Source organism: Nocardiopsis sp. NPDC058631 (assembly GCF_042716955.1).
In the GTDB taxonomy this organism is placed as follows: domain Bacteria; phylum Actinomycetota; class Actinomycetes; order Streptosporangiales; family Streptosporangiaceae; genus Nocardiopsis.
Window position 1 is genome coordinate 25,880 of sequence record NZ_JBHXQY010000058.1, and the last position, 15,879, is coordinate 41,758.

Below are 15,879 nucleotides of genomic sequence, written 5' to 3' on the forward strand. Positions count from 1 at the left end.
CGGAATCTCCTGGTGGGTGACATCCGGGGCTCCGCCGGTGCCCGTGATCGGCGCGACCGGCACGTGCCACCGCGTCCGGGTGGGGTGGACGCCGGGCGGGCGGTGGGTCCGCGCCCCGCACGGGACCGGTGAGGCCACCGGTGGCGGTCGTGGTCCGGATCAGGCCCGGCACCGGGACAGGGGCGCGGAGCGGGAGGGGACGGAGCGGGAGGGGGCGGTCGGGGAGGACGTTCTCACGGACTGTCATACCTCCAGGTTGGGCCGTGCCCGGAGGAGGGACAAGAGGGAACCGGTACCTGTGGACGGCCCCGCGCGGGGCCGTGGCCCGCACGCGGCGGGCGACACCGGGCCCGGTCGGCGGAGCTCCTGCGGCCCCGTCCTACCGCATGCTCCCGTCGCCCGCCGCCAGGTGGATGTGGTCGACGTGGTCCAGCGTGTTGTTGCCGGTGTCCTGTTGGAAGCGGCGCACGCTCTCCCAGGGGCCCACCGGGTCCCGGTCCGCGTTCCAGATGTGGTGGTCGTAGATCAGGCCCTTGACCTTCAGCTCCGAGGCCCGGGGGATGATCCAGTTGATCACCGTGACGGCGGTCCGGTGCATCTCCGGGGTAGGAACAGCCCCCATGTCCGACACCATCATGTAGTCGATCGCCTCGCCGGTGTTGTGGTCGCTGCCCTCCTCCCCGCGCTGACCGCCCGCGGAGATGTAGAACCCGCCGAACTCCTCCTGGAGGATGTTGTGCACCGTGCACATCGCGGGGTGGAGGGAACCCAGCGACGAGCAGTTCACCACCGCGCCGCCTCCGAAGAACGAGTCGGGGTCGAACCTGTACCGGCCCTCCTGGTCCACCAGGTGCACGTCGACCAGGCGCTTGGCGGACTCGACGTCGGTGACCGGTCCGCCGCCGCAGTCCATGACGCCGCCGTTCACACCGCAGTCGTGGGGGACCCGGACGATCGCGATGGCCGACGCGTTGCCGACCACGGTGTTGGTCTCGTCCTCGGTCCCGTCGCACACCACGTCGTTCCAGTGGCGGGAGCCGTCCTCCTCCAGCTCTTTCTGGCAGACGGCGCCGCGCACCTCGACCCGCACGATGTTGCCGTACCGTCCGAGGCTGTTGTCGCTGGCGCGGATGTCGGTCAGGACCGCCCCGTTGGCCCGCGCGTACTCGTCGGCGCGCCCCTCGGCGACCTCCTCGTCGAACCACGGGTACGGGATGCCGCCGTCGACCATCTCCCGCGCGGCCTCGTTCTGGAGGGCCCCGACAGCGGCCAGCGCGGCGGCGTCGGCGGCCGTCTGGACCTGGGAACGCATGTCGTTGGCGGCACCGACCCGGACGAACAGCAGGGTGAGCGCCAGCAGGGCCAGGGTGAGCCCGAAGAGGAGCAGGGTGTTGGCCTGGCCGTCGTCGCGGCGGCCCAGGAGGGGCCGCCTCCGGGCGGGGCCGGTGGAGCGGAGGGTCCGTCGCAGTCCCATGTGTTTTCCGTGGGTGGGGGCCTCCCCCGTGGGGGCGGGGAGCGGGAGCGGGCGTTCGAGGGGCCGGGAGGACGTCGCGTGTGGTGAACGTGTGACCACTTCCGGACAGTCACTCTGCCCGGCGCAGCTTATCCGGGCTTGCCCGTGATCGGTAGGGGCCTGTGGACGGGACCGGGTTCCGTGTGTCGCAAGGTGAGGTTTTCGTCCTTGTTGCGGGGTCCGGATCGGCGGAGGCGTGTCCACACCTGGCCACCGGCAGGAACGCGAGTCCACACCCGACAGCCCTTCCGTTTCACGGCGCTTGGCCTGGTGAAGAAGGAAAAGCGGCCTGAGTACCACGCCGCACCATCGGGTGCACATGGGGTGGAAATCGAGCTTCCTCCGCATTCGTGCGGTGTTTCTGTCGTGTGTTCGACCAGAATCGGATCCCACACGGGAGGATGGACACCGTCCGGGAGCCGGGCGAGGGGGCACTTCGCCATCCTCGCGGCCATCCACTCAAGAACTCCATGTGCCACATACGGGGCAACTAGAAGGCGAGAACATGAGCGCCCGAAAAGCGATGACGCCCGTCGAACAGGACGAGTCCCTCCGCGGTGTGGGAGCGGACCTGCTGCGGACGGCCCCCGACGACTGGGTCAAGTTCCGGCTCGTGTACTCGGGGCTGGCCGACGTCGAGTCGGCCCACTTCGAGGTGATGTTCGAGGAGGGCCGAAGTACCGGGTGGGTACCGCCGCTGGCGGTCCTGGAGGTCCTGCGGGACGTGCGTTCCGGCATGTACGCCCAGGGGAGGGGCACCTGGTACACGGCCTACTACGAGGTCGAGCGGGCCGGAGGGCACCGGGTCCGGTACGACTACGACAACGAGCCCTACTTCGACGAGCCCCGGGACGCCGCCGACTACCTGCTCGACCTCGAGTACTTCCCCCGCGACGACGAACACGTCCCCGACTGGCTCATGGAGAAACTGGAGGGGGAGAGGGTGCCCGACACGTCGGAGAGCGCCTCCCCCTGGAGCGTGTTCCGCAGCGCGCGCGTCACACGCGAGACCCGGATCGCCCCCGGGGACATGTCCCCCGAGGAGATGATGGACACCGTCCAGGAGATCGGCGACCGCACGATCGAGTCCGTGTGGGGCGAGTGGAGCGAGATCGTCGTCGACTACAAGGGGCTCGTCGGCCTGTCCTCGTCGAGGGTGAGCGTGCGCAGGCCGGAGGGCGGGACGCAGTGGGACCTCCTCCTGCCCGAGGTGGGCCGTCTCCTCGGCCGCCTGAGGACCGGCATGTACCAGCCGGGCAAGGGCACGTGGTTCACCGCCCGCCTCACGATCCAGGAGTCCCGGGAGATCGGGGTCCACTTCGACCACCAGAACCTGCCGGAGTTCGACGTGGACCCCGATCCCCGCAGCTTCCACCAGGACATGCAGTACTTTCCCCGCAGCGCCGACCACCTCCCGGACTGGCTCCTGGACCGCCTGAGCGCCGCTCAGAGCCTGCTCCGCGCGGACGGGCAGCAGTAACCCCGGCGGCGGCACCGGGAGGACGGCCGCGAGAGGGCCGCGGCGCGGCGTCGGCCGGCGTCAGCGGAGACGGCGGTCGACCGCACCCCACAGGTGCACATCGGCGACGGTGACCTTGAGGTCGCCCGACTCCAACGGCATCACGGTCACCGAACGGAGGTACGGCCCGTGGCTCCAGCGACGGGCCGTGTGCCCGGGGACGGCCTTGGCCCCCACCCGGCCCATCGCACCCGCCGGTCCCACCAGGAGCCGCAGCTCCCAGGTGGCACGCACCACGGACCCACCGCCGTACTCGGTACGGCGGAGCAGCGGCAGGGTGCCCACGAGGCGAAAACCCCCGCCCCCGGCCCGGGGTGCGCCCCGGGCCGGGCGGGGTCCGCGCCGAGGGGCCCCGGCGCGCAGCGGGAATCGCAGGCCCGCGTCGGTACCGCCCACCACCTCCACGGCGTACTCCGCACCCTCCGGCAGCGGGGACTCCAACCGCACCTCGAACCGCAACAGCTGCCCGTGGCGCCCGGTCGGACGCACCCGGGCCTCGCCGACCTCCAGAGCCGGCGCCAACGGGGACGTCACCAGCCCCAGACGGTCGTTGACCGTGTAGTACGGCCGCACCCGGGAACCGGCCCCGTGGGCGAGCTGCACCCGCTGCGCCGGGTACTCGATGATCTTCTTGTAGCCGACCACCCCGGGTAGGTGCCGCCCCAGGGTGCACTCGGCACCGTCGGACAGGACCAGGCGCATCTCCCACTTCTCCGGCTCCCCGTGCCGCCCGTGCACCACCGCCTCGGGATCGATCACCGCGGTGAAGAGGCCGTCCTCCGCCACCGGCGCGGAGAACTCCCGCAGGGCCCGCGGCGCCTCCCGCAGCCGCACGGCCAGCCGGGCGAGCGCGTCCGGCCGCGTCCGACCCAGGACGCGTCCCTGCACGGTGATCAGCCCGTCGGCGACCTCCACGTGCTCCACCTCCGCGTGGTGAGCGGACCGGCGCACGTGCAGGACCAGGCGGCCCTTCCCGGAACGGGCGGGCACCACCAGGGCGAGTCGTCGAACGCTGTCGGCCGCCAACGGGTACCCGTACTGGTGGATCACGACGTCCTGCACAGGGGTCACCCGGTCGCCGTCGACCCGGGACACCTCCCACGTACGCGCGGCGAGCTGGTCCCGCTCGGCGTCCACCACCACGTCGCCCTTCCCGTCCGGGGACAGGGCGATCCGCTGCCCCGGGCACACCAGGACGACCTGGTCGGGAGGGTTCGTGAAGGACAGAACCGCCAAGCCGTCGTCACCGGCACGCACCCGGCACGCGGCGGGCGGCTCCGGCCGGGGAGCGGGTACCAGGGGCACCGACGCGGGCAGCGTCCGGCCGGCCAGCTCGGCGAACAGCTCCTCGTGCAGGCGCACCACGTTGGACGGGTCGAACCGCTCGGAGTCCAGGAGGGCGGCCGACGACATCCGGCGGCGGAGCCCGTCGTCGGACATCAGTTCGGCCAACCCCCCGGCGATGCCCGGGGCCGAGCGGTTGGGCACCAGTAGCCCGTCCTCGCGGTCGCGGATGATGGACGCCGGGCCGTGCGGGCAGTCGGTGCTCACCACGGGCAGCCCCGACCGCATGGCCTCGACGATGGTCATCCCGAACGGCTCCTCACTGGAGGTGGCCGCGGCGAACGCCCCCTGGGCCCAGGCCTCCTCCACGCGCGGGTGCGGGCCCATCAGCCACACCCGGTCCTGGAGCCCCAGCGAACGCACCAGCCGAACCAGGGCGGCACGCTTGTTGCCGCGCCCGTAAATACGGAGCGTCCACTCGGGGAACTCGTCGCTGACCATGGAGAACGCCTGAACGAGCAGGTCGTGCCGTTTGCTCGGCGCGAGCCGCCCGGCGGCCACGATCGTCCGGGTGTTGTGTCCGTTGGTGGTGAACGGCGGAGCGGGAACCGAGTTCGGAATGGACAGCAGCCGCACCCCCGGCATCGGCATCCGCGCCGCGTACGTGCGCGCGTCCGCCTCGGTCACCGTCACGAACGCGTCCAGGTGGGGGTACTCGGCCTCCAGCACCCGGCGCAGCGGTTCGGAGTGCTGGTCGTAGGTCAGGTGCTCCTGTCCCACCTTCACCACCCGGCTGGGCGCGGCACGGGCGATCACCACGTTCAGGCCGGGCCGGGTCCCCACGACCACGTCGGCGTCGGTGGTCGCCAGGTACTCCTCCAACCGATCGTCCGTGAGCCGGCTGTGCGTGGATCCGCGGGAGTCCTCCGCGGGAAAGAGCAGAGGTGGCAGCCCGGCCCGGTCCGACCCCTCGTACAGCGGGCGGCCCTCCTCCCCGGTGCCGCTGCCCCGCCTCTCCTGGCGCACGTCGACAAGGGGACGCAGACGCACCTGGGCGGGCACGGGCAGGGCAGGTTCGGCGCGGTGCCGGAACACCGAGACGATCTCGACCTCGTGCCGTGCCGACAGGGCCGCCGCCTGGTTGGCGACGGTTCGGACGGTGCCACCGATGCCGTACATGTCATTGATCAGATAGGCGATCTTCACTGGCCCCCCGTGTTCTCGGCGCTGCTCCGCGCTGTGCCACGCGGGGCGGCGCCGGCACCCGTCGTCCACGCCGGTCCGAACCCCCGACAGGGGAAGGCGTGGGGAATGAACGCTCAGGCTATGGGGCTTTTGTGGCAGAAAAGTGCTTTATGTCGGATTGCTGTCTGAAGGTTTGCCGGTCGATGTGAGGGCTTTGCACTCAACTCAGTCGAGGGCGAGAAGGGGGGAACGCACGAGGACCCCTCCCCGCGGAGCGGAGGGGGCAGCAGGCCGGAACCCGGGGAGCACGTGGCCGACGGGTGCCGGCCGGATCGGCCCCACACGCGGTCCACGCAGCGGGTCCCACGTCGGGGAACCTCCCAGGACAGGGAAGGGTTGCACAGCCCCGGCGGCGGGCCAGGGAACACCGGTCAGTAGGTGTTCGAACCCTCCCACGAGGCGAAGGCGGCACACGGCGAACCGTACGCGTCACCGATGTAGGCCAACCCCCAGGAGATCTGCGTCGACGGGCTCTCCATGTAACCGTTGGGCATGGAGCCGTGCCTCGCCGGATTGAAACCGGCGATACCGTTGGCGCCGGTCTCGGTGTTGACAACCGTGTGGTCCCAGTTGGAGATGGTGCCCCACAGGCTGCTCAGGCAGTTCCACTCGTTGTTGGACCACCCCGCGTCCGCGGCCATGCCCATCGCGAGGCTCTGGTTCTCCGTGGCGGTCGGATCGTCACCGTCCCACTCGTACTGTTCGGGTTCCTCCGGCCGGTCGGCTTCGACCCAGGTCTCGTCGCCGCAGCCGGGTCCCTCGACCAGACAGACCATCTGACGGACCCCGCTGTTGAAGGTCTGGCTCAGTTCGAGCTGGTAGACCGCGACCATGATCGCCGCCGCCAGGACGGTGACAGCTGCGAGCTCGACCATCGCCGCGCCCTGGTCCCCCACGGATCTTCGAGCGGGGATGCCGAGTCGGCGGGACACGCGCCCGGACCAGGACCGGACACGGGGCGGCCCTTGGCTCTCGCCTGAGCGACCGGTCGGTCCGCTGGGGGAGGGCCGCCGACTGCCTCCGGGGATGGGGCGGTGAGGGGTGGGCAACGCCGTCTCCTACGGGTGTCCAAGGAAAGGAAGGGGGCAGGGGCTCAAGAGATCGGAACATCCTCGATCGGATCGAAGTTCGGAATTTCGATGGTTATCGAGTCGATGTCACTTGGTACTGAGAACATGGACCAGTAGGCAACCTTGTCACCGCTGTTCAGATTCTGTACGAGATCGTTGGAAATACTGCCGGAGCAAAGGCAGGCCCCCTCGCCGTCCATGACCGGGTGATATCTGGTGTCCGCATCAGAGTCAAGAGCAGTAATGCCCGCAAAGTTCTGTCCGGAGTAGGAATAAGAGCGGTCGCGTAACCACAACATGGAAACTTGTTCGTCTCCAGAGTTCTCGATGCTCCACGTCACAGAAATAAGCTTCTGGGATTCATCACGCTCCACTCGATGGACCTCTGAGGTGAGTGACCTTGACTCATCTGAAGTTCCGGAACTTGTGCCCAGTGATTCGAGATCAGATGATTGTGGGGAGGCAAGAGCACTCGCGCCAGAAGGAAGCACCATCGAAGTGAGTGCAAGGATGGCCATGAGGCTGAAGGTTTGAGAGACATTCTTCACGAGTTCTCCTCGCTTACTTCGCGAACGTGACGCTGACTCGGCGGTTGCGTTCACGTCCTTCTTCGGTGTCATTACTGGCGATAGGGTCACTGGACCCGTGCCCCTCGACCTCGAAGGATACTCCATTTCTGGCGGTCAGGTCGGAGAGAACTTCCTCTACGGCTTCGGCGCGCTCTTGGGAAAGTGGAAGGTTGATGCTGTCTGTTCCGGTGTTGTCAGCGTAGCCATCAATCATGACGTCCTCGGAAGTCGCATCATCGATTTCGGTGGCCACTTGTTCGAGAATTGCTTCGGCTTCAGTGCTGAGGTTTGCGCTATTTGTTTCGAACAGTACGTCGGAGGAGAGGATGATGCTGACTTCATCACCGCTCTCGGTCCTGCCTGTTTGATCCCCGAGGTCATCCGAAATGGTTACGAGATCAATTACCCTCGGTTCGGAAAGGCCTGTATTCTCGACAGTTTCGGAAGATTCACTGATGGGGATGTCAAGTATGGGTGGGGTTAAAGGGGTAGTGAGGGTCATGGAATCTACTTCGGCCGGTGGGGCTGGGTAGATGATCCACATGTCGACGGTTTCCCCGCCGCCGATGTTTGCTTCGGTGGAGGAGCAAAAGCAGGAGCCATTGCTCTGCTCATAGTTGAGGTGTCTCTTGTTGTTTTCTGCGTCTAGAAGTGTGACACCACTCGCGACTTGTGGTTCATCGGGTACGCCCAGGCCGCTATAGAGAAGAAAATCTGATCCAGACGTATTTGTGACTCCCATCCGGAGTCTCAGTCTTCCTTCTCCAACGTTCTCCAGTGCAAAGACATCGATACGAAAGTCCTGTCCGATGCTTGTCGCCGAGGTGATGCTACTGGCTATAGTGCTCCGCTCATCGGTGTCTCCTGGGGAAGGTGTTTGGCCTGGGAGGCTGGTGTTGAGATCTCCTTCGTTGGGCGCGGTGTTGTCTGACCCGACAACGCATCCTGTGACCAGGAGAAGGGGAACTGCCAGTATCGCGCCTGACCTGAAGGGGTTCGCTGTGCCTCGTTCTTGAGAAGCTGGGGATAAGATGGTCAAGATTGACCCATTTTCTCTGCTGATGCTTTTTCTCATTGCTCGTGGTCTGGGGAGATTGCCGCTAGACCCTTTTATTCAGTCGGTCCTTGGAGGACTGAAGTGATGGCCGCCCCAATTCCATCGCTGATCCGCCCGGGAAGACCAAGCGCGAAAACCGCGACCGCGATGGCCGCGACGAGGATGAGGATGGCGGCGTACTCGACGATCCCGGCGCCCTTGTCGTCCCTCTTGGGGGGTGCTACCAGCCAGGTGCTGAGCGCCACCCAGAACCTGTTCAGGCTGTTCATGGATCTGACTCCTTGGGGAGAGGGCTGAGGGTGCCGCCTTGCTGCGGCTCTGCGCTGGTGAACCAGGGGTGGGGGTCCACCGGAGGTGGGCGTGCGGGTTCTGCGTGTCCCCGCGAAACCACTATCCGACACGGGCTCGGGTGTCGCCCCGCGCCCTGGCCGGATGTGGCCATCTTTCTTCAGGATTCCCTCTGGGGCACGGGGCCACACACTGTCCACAGGGCTCGATGCCGGCCCAGGTGGATGCCGTTGTACGGAGATTCGGTGGTTCACGTCCGCGCTGCCAGAGAGGTCACGATGAGTGCTCGTCGGGTGACCATGATCGCACGCGGTCCGTGGGCATGTCATGGCCGGGTGTGTCATGCCAGACCACCTCGTGTGCGCCGGAACCGCGTGGTGTTGGATTGGTGCCCTGTCCCGACCGGGACGGCTGGTGAGGACCGTGAACCTGACACGGGCGCGGAAAGGCGGCGGGATTGGACGGCAGCTTGGTTCTCCCCCTGGTGGTGGGGTTGGTTGCGGGTCTCGTGGTCGGGGTCGTCCCGCTTCTCCGGGTCGTGCGCGGCCATCTCGTGCTCCGGGCAGCGATCGGTGAAAGCTCCCGGCCGGGCACCGTCCCCGATCCGGACGAGTTGAGCCCGAACACGCTGGCCTTCCTCGTCGGGGGGCCGGTACGGGTGGGGGAGACGGCGATCGTTGACGCGTTCCTGAGCGAGCGCATCCGCAGCCAGGCCGCCAAAGGCTTCTTCACCCTCGTCGGCCCCAACAAGCCCTACGCGCATGAGAAGGACCCCGTACGGCGCGTCCTGGTGAAGGCGTTCAAGAAGCGTGTCGGGGTCAGTGCCCGGGAACTGGTGCGCCGGGTGGTGACGGGCCGCGGCATCAAGCAGCTCCGGCAGGAGCTGGCCCAGGCGCGTCTGATCGTGGACTCCCGGGAGGTCCGCGCGGTTCTGGAGACCCGGAAGAGGCTTCCGAGGACGATCCGGGGCGGGCAGATCCTCTCCCTGCTGGTCGCCGGGGCCGGCGCGGGCGTGCTCTTCCTGGTGGAGCCGGTCGGTGCCGCTGTGGTAGCCCTCGCCGGGGGCCTCGCCGCCTCGGCCCTCCTGCTGGTCGCGAACGCTGTCCTGGGGGCGACCGGCGGCCCGGCCGTCCTACCCACCACCGCGGCGGGCGACGAGGTCGTCGAGCGGGCCAGGGAGCGCTACGGGGTCGCGCCCGTCGGGTCCGGGGGCAGGATGCCGCGGGACGAGGCGGTCCGGCACACGGCGGTCACCGGTTTCCGTGCGCTGCGTGGCAGGGCCGGCGCCCGTCGTTCCACCGGGCCCGTGTCCGCCGACGAGTCACCCGCCCTCACCGCGGTGAACGCCGGGGCGGGCGGCCACGGTGACGCGGGTGGAGGTGAGGGGCTGGTGGACCCCGACGCCCTGTGCGAGTTGGCCGACCTCTGCCAGGGCGGCTCGTCGAACGACAGCGGCCCGGGCAGCGGTGGCGGTTCGGGCGACGGCTGGAACGGCGGTTTCGGCGACACCGGAGACAGCGGCTCCGGTGGCGGCTGGGGTGGCTGGGGCGGTGGGGGAGACTCCGGCGGTGATTCCGGCGGCGGAGGGGGAGACGGCGGCGGTGGAGGCGGGGGCGACTGAGCCGCTTCCCGACTGCCCGCCTCCCGACCGACCTGGTCGGCCGCGGGCCGAAGCCCCCGTGGTGCAGGGCGCAGGAACGAACGCCGGGCGGGGCTCTCGTAGAGCCCCGCCCGGCGTGCCTTCACCGGGAAGGCGGCGCCACTGCCTGCCCGCAGATCGGCGCCGCCACCCTTGACCGGTTCCCGGCTCGGGATGTGGGTCAGCCCTGTTCCGGACGTCGGAGTTCGGCAACCCCCGCCAGCAGCTCGAACGAGCGCAGGCGAGCCGCCTGGTCGTAGATCATCGACGACACCATCAGCTCGTCCACACCCGTGTCAGCGACGAACAGTTCGAGCTTCTCGCGGACGGTTTCGGGGGAGCCCACGAACGAGTAACGAAGCATGTGGTCCAGTCGTTCCTTCTCCCCGGGACGCCATGCGGTGTCGAGGCTCTCGACCGGCGGGCGGAGCCGTCCGCGGGCGCCGCGCAGGGTTCCCAGGAACGCCTGCTGCATGGTCGTGAACAGCTGGCGGGCCTCCTCGTCGGTGTCGGCGACGAAGGCGTTCACCCCGGCCATGACGTAGGGCTCCTCCAGCTGGGCGGAGGGGCGAAAGCCTGCCCGGTAGGCCTTGAGGGCCTCGTACAGGGCGTCGGGCGCGAAGTGCGAGGCGAACGCGTACGGCAGGCCGAGCTGCGCGCCGAGCTGGGCGCCGAAGAGGCTCGACCCGAGGATCCACAGCGGGACCCGCAGGCCTTCGCCGGGGATGGCGCGGACCGGCTGATCGGGTTCGGCGGGCTCGAAGAACGCCTGGAGTTCCTGTACGTCGCTGGGGAACGTCGAGGAGGCGCTGTGGTCGCGGCGCAGCGCCGCCATGGTGCGCGGGTCGGTGCCGGGCGCGCGGCCCAGGCCGAGGTCGACCCTGCCCGGGTAGAGGGACTCCAGGGTGCCGAACTGCTCGGCGATGACGAGCGGCGAGTGGTTGGGGAGCATGATGCCGCCCGCGCCGACCCGGATGCTGGACGTGCCCTCGGCGATGAACCCCAGGGAGACGGACGTGGCGGCGCTGGCGATGGCCTGCATGTTGTGGTGCTCGGACAGCCAGAAGCGCTTGTAGCCGAAGCGTTCCGCGTGCTGGGCGAGTTCCCGGGCGGAACGGAGTGCCTGGCCGGGGGTGGACCCCTCGGCGATGCTGGCGTGGTCGAGCACGGACAGCGCGATGGTGGACATGGTTGCCCTCTTCCCCTGCTGCGTAGCGGTTCCTGCGGCAGGGCCGGGGCGGGAGGGTCGGTGTCCCCAGCCTGTCTGCGCGTTCGATGTTCGACGAACATCGAATTACGAAGGTACACTCGCGACTGTCCATGAGCCAAATCCCGTCTGGTCGTCGGCCAGGCTCCGTACGAGGAGGACCGCCTTGGCTCCCAGGGAGCAGGAGCACCCCGCCCTCAACGACGTGGAACTGGTGACGGTGCTCTCCGCGCTGGCCGAGCCGACCCGTCTGCGGATCGTGCGGATGCTCGCCGCGATGGAGGGTGAGCAGGCGTGGAAGGACATCGACCTGCCCATCGCCCAGTCGACGCTGAGCCACCACCTGAAGATCCTGCGCAACGCCGGTCTGGTGCAGAACCGCACCGCGGGGACGCGGTGCTTCATCTCCCTGCGCGGCGACGAGCTGGAGGGGCGGTTCCCGGGGCTGCTGGAGTCGGTGCTGGCGTGCCGGGACGCCGCCGTCATCAGGGCGGCGAAGGAGCCGGGGCCCCAACAGGACCACGGCGACACTGTTGGCTCACCGGTCCCAACGGCCACATGAGAGCAGGTCAGCGCCCAGTCACGGCCGGACGGTAGCCGTGGCTGGGCGCTGCGCTTCACACAGTAGGCGACGGTCGTGGTCCGTGTCAGAGGTTGCGCCCGGCTGCGTCGGAGGCCGTCGGAGGGGTCCCCCTCCGGCCGGGGCCGGGCGGGCCCGCTGCCGGGGACGACGCCGTTCCCCACCCCGCAGCCCGCCTGATCGGCGCTCCGCGGCGATCAGGCCCTCAGCCGCCGCGGTCCGTGCCCGGTCGCCGTGAGGACGCAGGGCCGTGGACGGAACCGAACCCCGAGCGCACCTGGGAATGTACGCTCTGTATGCAGTAGATTCACGTACCCATGGGTCCTGGCGGGGCGATTCGGACGCCGCGTCGGCGGCCCAGGAGAGTGGAAAGCGCCCCCCATGGCATCCAGCCCGCCTACCCCGCTTCCACCGCACGTCCACCCCCTGGTCGGCGACGACCCGGCGGAGGTCGGCGGTCACCGGCTGATCGGCCGCCTCGGTGACGACGACGTGGGCACCGTCCATGCCGCCGTGTCGCCGGGCGGGGATCCCGTCGCGCTCAAGGTCGCCCACGCCCGGTGGGCCGAGGCCGCGGGAGCGGACCGCGAGGTCGCCCTGCTCCGCGGAGGACGGGGCGTGTGCCTGGTCGGGGCCGAGGACGGCGGGAGCCTCCACGGGCGCCCCTGGTCGGCGACCCCCTACGTCCCCGGCCCCGACCTCGCCCGCCATGTGCACGGGACCGGGCCGCTGGCCGGGGCCGTGCTCCTGGTCCTCGCGGCGGGAACCGCCGAGGCCCTCGCCTCGGTGCACGCGGCGGGCGTCCCCCACGGGGACGTCAGGCCCGGCAACGTCATCGTCACCCCCGGCGGCCCCCGGCTGGTCGACCACGGGATCGCACGCCTGCTGGACGACGGCGACGCACCCACGACCGCGGGCGGACCCGGTTGGCTGGCCCCGGAGCGCTACGCCGGGGAGCGGCCGGGCCCCGCCTCGGACGTGTTCTCGTGGGCGTGCCTGGTGGCGTTCGCCGCCACCGGTCGGCCGCCCTTCGGCCAGGGCGCTCTCCTCCCCGAGATGGCCCGCCGCGCCCGCGAGGAGCCGGTCGACCTGTCCGCGGTCCCCGGAGAGCTGCGGGACCTCCTGGGCCGCGCCCTGTCGCCGGACCCCGCACGGCGGCCCCCGGCGGAGGAGGCATACCTGGAGTGCCTGCTGCTGGCGGGGGTCGAGGACGACGCCACCCGAGAGGTGTGGGCCGACCGGCTGCGCGGCCTCGTCCACGCCCACTGGCCGCACGTCGGCACCGGTCGGCACAGCCCCGAGGAGTGGCTCGCCGCGGGCAGGGCACTCTCCGGACAGGGGCCCGAGGCGACACGCGGGCGGACACGCCGGCGCCGCGGCGGGGCCGGGGAGGACCCGGGCGGCTTGGGCCCCGGCGGCACGGGTCCGGGCACCGGCGCGCGCCGCGGCCGAGGTCGGCGGCCGGGCCGGATCATCGCCCTCGCCGCCGCCGCGAGCGTGTTCGCCGCGGTGGCGCTCGGCGGCGGATACCTGCTCATGGAGGCCTTGGCGGAGGACACCGGCACCACCGCGGCGGAGGACGCGGAGGGACCCGGCCCGGAGCCGCAGGAGGAGCCCCCGCCGCTCTCCGGCGCGGACCTGGTGTCGGCCTCGCTCGACACGTTCCTCGCCGCGGAGGCCTTCGAGCTCACCGTGCTCACACACGCGGGGAACGGCGAGGGCTACGGTCAACCCCCTCCCACGGACACCGCCGCCGTTCCGACCCTGTTCGACCGGGTGCTCCACCGGTCCGGGCCGCCGGACGCGCTCCGCTGGAGCAGCACCGTCAGCGGGGCCCGCACCAGCGACCTGATGATGGTGGACGGGGACCTGCTGCGCGGTGAGGGCACCGCCTGGGGCGGCGCCGCCACCTGGTACGAGGCCGGGCCGGACCACCCGGCGAAAGCTGCGGTGTTCAGCCCGGAGGAGGTCGTCGGGCCGCTGGTCCGCGCGGTCGAGAGCGGGACCGTCACCGGAGAGGCCGACACGGTCTTCAGAGCACCCGGGCCCGCGGAGGACGCCTACGGCCATCTCGCGGGCGGTGTGCCCGAGGAGGTGCCTGCGGTCCGCGTGGAGGGCGATTTCCGGACCTCGGACGCGGACGCGCGGGAGGCGACCCGGTTCGTGCTCGTGGCCACGGAGGACGGCGTCCCGCTGTCCTTCGCCACCGAAGGGGCCTCGGACGGCGGCCGCTTCCTCAACGGGCGCCCCGTCTCCCAGGAGGCACCGCCGTCGTTCCTCGCCCCCGCCGTCCCGGTGGAGCGGTGGTACACGCAGTACACGTTCGTGGAGCTGAACGGGGAACCGGACCTGCAAGTCCCCGACCCGGCCGACGTCCGGCCCCCGGAGCCCGAGGCCCCCTCCCCGGTCTCCTACTGAACGGCGCCCCCAGGGCCGGGCCGACCGGGAAGCCCCACCCCTACGGCTGTCCCACCCCTTCCGGTGGACCCGGCCCCGCCCCTTCGGGTAGGCTCACCGCCGTGTCGCGTGCCCCGACCATGAGCAGTGGGCCGGTCGGCGGGCATGGAGGCACCTGGATTCTTCGAGGAGAGCACCGTGAGCGTACCCGCCATGCATCGCGCCTAGGAGTCCGTGCGGCGTCGGCCTGAGCCACGCCCGGACGCGTTGATCGACCTCCCCGAGATCCCCGACACCCGGCCCTGCCCGGGGCCCCTGTCACCCTCACCCGCCCTCCCGCGCGCCCGTGCGCCGAGGCGGTCCGTCGGCGTGCTCCGCCGTGCGCCCCGCCCGTGTGCACCGCCGTCGGTCTGGCGCGGGTTATCCCGGGGAAGGTCGCCCACCCGACACCCCTGAGGAGACCTGTGACAGATCCGTACGTACCGACCGCACCGCACGTCAGTGACTTCAACATCCCGGTCGTGGAGGAGTTCCGCGCCAACGGCGGCCGTGTCGGCGGCATGTTCGAGGGCGGCGACCTACTGCTCCTGACCACCACGGGCGCCAGGTCCGGGCACGAGCACACCACCCCGCTCGGGTTCGTCCGAGTGGAGGGGAAACTGCTGGTCATCGGTTCGGCCGGCGGCTCCGACCGCCACCCTGCCTGGTACCACAACGTCCTCGCCCACCCCGTGGTCACCGTGGAGCTGGGCGCCGAGGAGTTCGCGGCCGTGGCCGTGCCGGCCGAGGGCGCGGAACGGGACCGGCTGTTCGCCGAGATCGTGCGCCTGGTCCCCGGCTACGGCGACTACCAGGCCGGGACCGCCAGGGTTCTGCCGGTGGTGGCGCTGGAGCGCACCGCTGACGCCGCTCCCTCCGAGGCCGCCAACTTCGCGGAGAAGCTCGTCGAGATCCACACCTGGCTGCGCGCCCAGCTCCGCGACGTCCGCGTGGAGGCCGACGCCTTCCTCGCGGAACGCGCGGCCCGGCAGGAGGGGGCGGGGGAGCCGAAGCCCGGGCTCAACCTCCAGCTGCGGCAGTACTGCCTGGCGTTCTGCGAGTCCCTGCACTACCACCACACGAGTGAGGAGACGATGTTCCCCGGCCTCGGGGAGGCGAACCCGCACCTGGAGGAGACACTGCGGAGGCTGTCCGAGGAGCACCGCACCGTGGACCGGATCCGCGGTGAGCTGGAGGCGCTGCTCGGTGATCTCCCCACCGCCGACCCGGAGGTGTTCCGCCGCCAACTGGCCCGGATGACGGAGGAGCTGGAGGCGCACCTGGACTACGAGGAGTCCGCGCTGTTCCCGGTCCTGACCGCGATTCCGTTCCCTCCGAGCAGGCCCGCCTGACCGCTGTTCGTCACCGCCGGCGGTGTGGCGCCCGCGGTTGAGCGGCGGGGGCCCGCTTCCACCGTCGCGGGGCGCCCCCTCACCCCCCCGGACGGGTCCCTCCCCGACCACGGGGAGGGC

General features: G+C 70.3%; 12 protein-coding genes. 5 read left to right on the forward strand and 7 right to left on the reverse strand.

The annotated features are described in order from the left end of the window. Nucleotides 1–379: 379 nt before the first annotated feature. Nucleotides 380–1,474, reverse strand: coding sequence for a pilus assembly protein TadG-related protein (locus tag ACFWTE_RS19195; protein WP_378780910.1), 1,095 nt, complete (start codon nt 1,472–1,474; stop codon nt 380–382). A 544-nt stretch (nt 1,475–2,018) separates the two neighbouring features. Between ACFWTE_RS19195 and ACFWTE_RS19200 the strand changes: the two genes are divergently transcribed. Beyond that, the gene (locus ACFWTE_RS19200; protein ID WP_378780911.1) at nt 2,019–2,993 is read left to right on the forward strand and encodes a hypothetical protein; all 975 of its coding nucleotides are present in this window, start codon (nt 2,019–2,021) and stop codon (nt 2,991–2,993) included. A gap of 60 nt (nt 2,994–3,053) precedes the next feature. Here ACFWTE_RS19200 and ACFWTE_RS19205 read toward each other — a convergent pair whose 3' ends face one another. From ACFWTE_RS19205 to ACFWTE_RS19225, 5 genes are all read right to left on the reverse strand, one after another. Continuing rightward, nucleotides 3,054–5,522 carry a glycosyltransferase family 4 protein gene (locus tag ACFWTE_RS19205; protein WP_378780912.1) on the reverse strand — a complete coding sequence of 823 codons (2,469 nt, stop codon included), beginning with the start codon at nt 5,520–5,522 and terminating at the stop codon, nt 3,054–3,056. Between the two features lie 410 nt (nt 5,523–5,932). Continuing rightward, the gene (locus tag ACFWTE_RS19210) at nt 5,933–6,436 is read right to left on the reverse strand and encodes a hypothetical protein (protein WP_378780913.1); all 504 of its coding nucleotides are present in this window, start codon (nt 6,434–6,436) and stop codon (nt 5,933–5,935) included. A 218-nt stretch (nt 6,437–6,654) separates the two neighbouring features. Then, entirely contained in the window at nt 6,655–7,179 is a 525-nt protein-coding gene (locus ACFWTE_RS19215) for a hypothetical protein (RefSeq protein WP_378780914.1), read from the reverse strand. Nucleotides 7,180–7,192: 13 nt separating this feature from the next. Then, the gene (locus ACFWTE_RS19220; protein ID WP_378780916.1) at nt 7,193–8,275 is read right to left on the reverse strand and encodes an OmpA family protein; all 1,083 of its coding nucleotides are present in this window, start codon (nt 8,273–8,275) and stop codon (nt 7,193–7,195) included. Nucleotides 8,276–8,310: 35 nt separating this feature from the next. Next, entirely contained in the window at nt 8,311–8,526 is a 216-nt protein-coding gene (locus ACFWTE_RS19225) for a hypothetical protein (RefSeq protein ID WP_378780917.1), read from the reverse strand. A 476-nt stretch (nt 8,527–9,002) separates the two neighbouring features. Here ACFWTE_RS19225 and ACFWTE_RS19230 point away from each other — a divergent pair, with 476 nt between their 5' ends. Then, nucleotides 9,003–10,166 (forward strand): TIGR04222 domain-containing membrane protein, encoded by a 1,164-nt coding sequence (locus tag ACFWTE_RS19230; RefSeq protein ID WP_378780919.1) that lies wholly within the window; start codon nt 9,003–9,005, stop codon nt 10,164–10,166. A gap of 199 nt (nt 10,167–10,365) precedes the next feature. Here ACFWTE_RS19230 and ACFWTE_RS19235 read toward each other — a convergent pair whose 3' ends face one another. Further along, nucleotides 10,366–11,373 (reverse strand): LLM class flavin-dependent oxidoreductase, encoded by a 1,008-nt coding sequence (locus tag ACFWTE_RS19235; RefSeq protein WP_378780920.1) that lies wholly within the window; start codon nt 11,371–11,373, stop codon nt 10,366–10,368. Nucleotides 11,374–11,557: 184 nt separating this feature from the next. On the opposite strand from ACFWTE_RS19235, the gene ACFWTE_RS19240 reads away from it, so the two are divergent. The 3 genes from ACFWTE_RS19240 to ACFWTE_RS19250 all read left to right on the forward strand — a co-directional run bounded on the left by ACFWTE_RS19240 (nt 11,558) and on the right by ACFWTE_RS19250 (nt 15,759). After that, nucleotides 11,558–11,953 (forward strand): ArsR/SmtB family transcription factor, encoded by a 396-nt coding sequence (locus ACFWTE_RS19240; RefSeq protein WP_378780921.1) that lies wholly within the window; start codon nt 11,558–11,560, stop codon nt 11,951–11,953. Between the two features lie 399 nt (nt 11,954–12,352). After that, entirely contained in the window at nt 12,353–14,389 is a 2,037-nt protein-coding gene (locus ACFWTE_RS19245; RefSeq protein WP_378780923.1) for a serine/threonine protein kinase, read from the forward strand. Nucleotides 14,390–14,832: 443 nt separating this feature from the next. Further along, complete coding sequence (locus tag ACFWTE_RS19250) at nt 14,833–15,759, forward strand: nitroreductase/quinone reductase family protein (RefSeq protein WP_378780924.1); 927 nt, start codon at nt 14,833–14,835, stop codon at nt 15,757–15,759. Nucleotides 15,760–15,879 lie beyond the last annotated feature (120 nt).

Bases quoted from the DNA above. Each gene is read 5' to 3' on its own strand.
- ACFWTE_RS19200 (WP_378780911.1), top strand. From the start codon at position 2,019: ATGAGCGCCCGAAAAGCGATGACGCCCGTCGAACAGGACGAGTCCCTC.
- ACFWTE_RS19235 (WP_378780920.1), bottom strand. From the start codon at position 11,373: ATGTCCACCATCGCGCTGTCCGTGCTCGACCACGCCAGCATCGCCGAG.
- ACFWTE_RS19225 (WP_378780917.1), bottom strand. From the start codon at position 8,526: ATGAACAGCCTGAACAGGTTCTGGGTGGCGCTCAGCACCTGGCTGGTA.
- ACFWTE_RS19210 (WP_378780913.1), bottom strand. From the start codon at position 6,436: ATGGTCGAGCTCGCAGCTGTCACCGTCCTGGCGGCGGCGATCATGGTC.
- ACFWTE_RS19220 (WP_378780916.1), bottom strand. From the start codon at position 8,275: ATGAGAAAAAGCATCAGCAGAGAAAATGGGTCAATCTTGACCATCTTA.
- ACFWTE_RS19245 (WP_378780923.1), top strand. From the start codon at position 12,353: ATGGCATCCAGCCCGCCTACCCCGCTTCCACCGCACGTCCACCCCCTG.
- ACFWTE_RS19195 (WP_378780910.1), bottom strand. From the start codon at position 1,474: ATGGGACTGCGACGGACCCTCCGCTCCACCGGCCCCGCCCGGAGGCGG.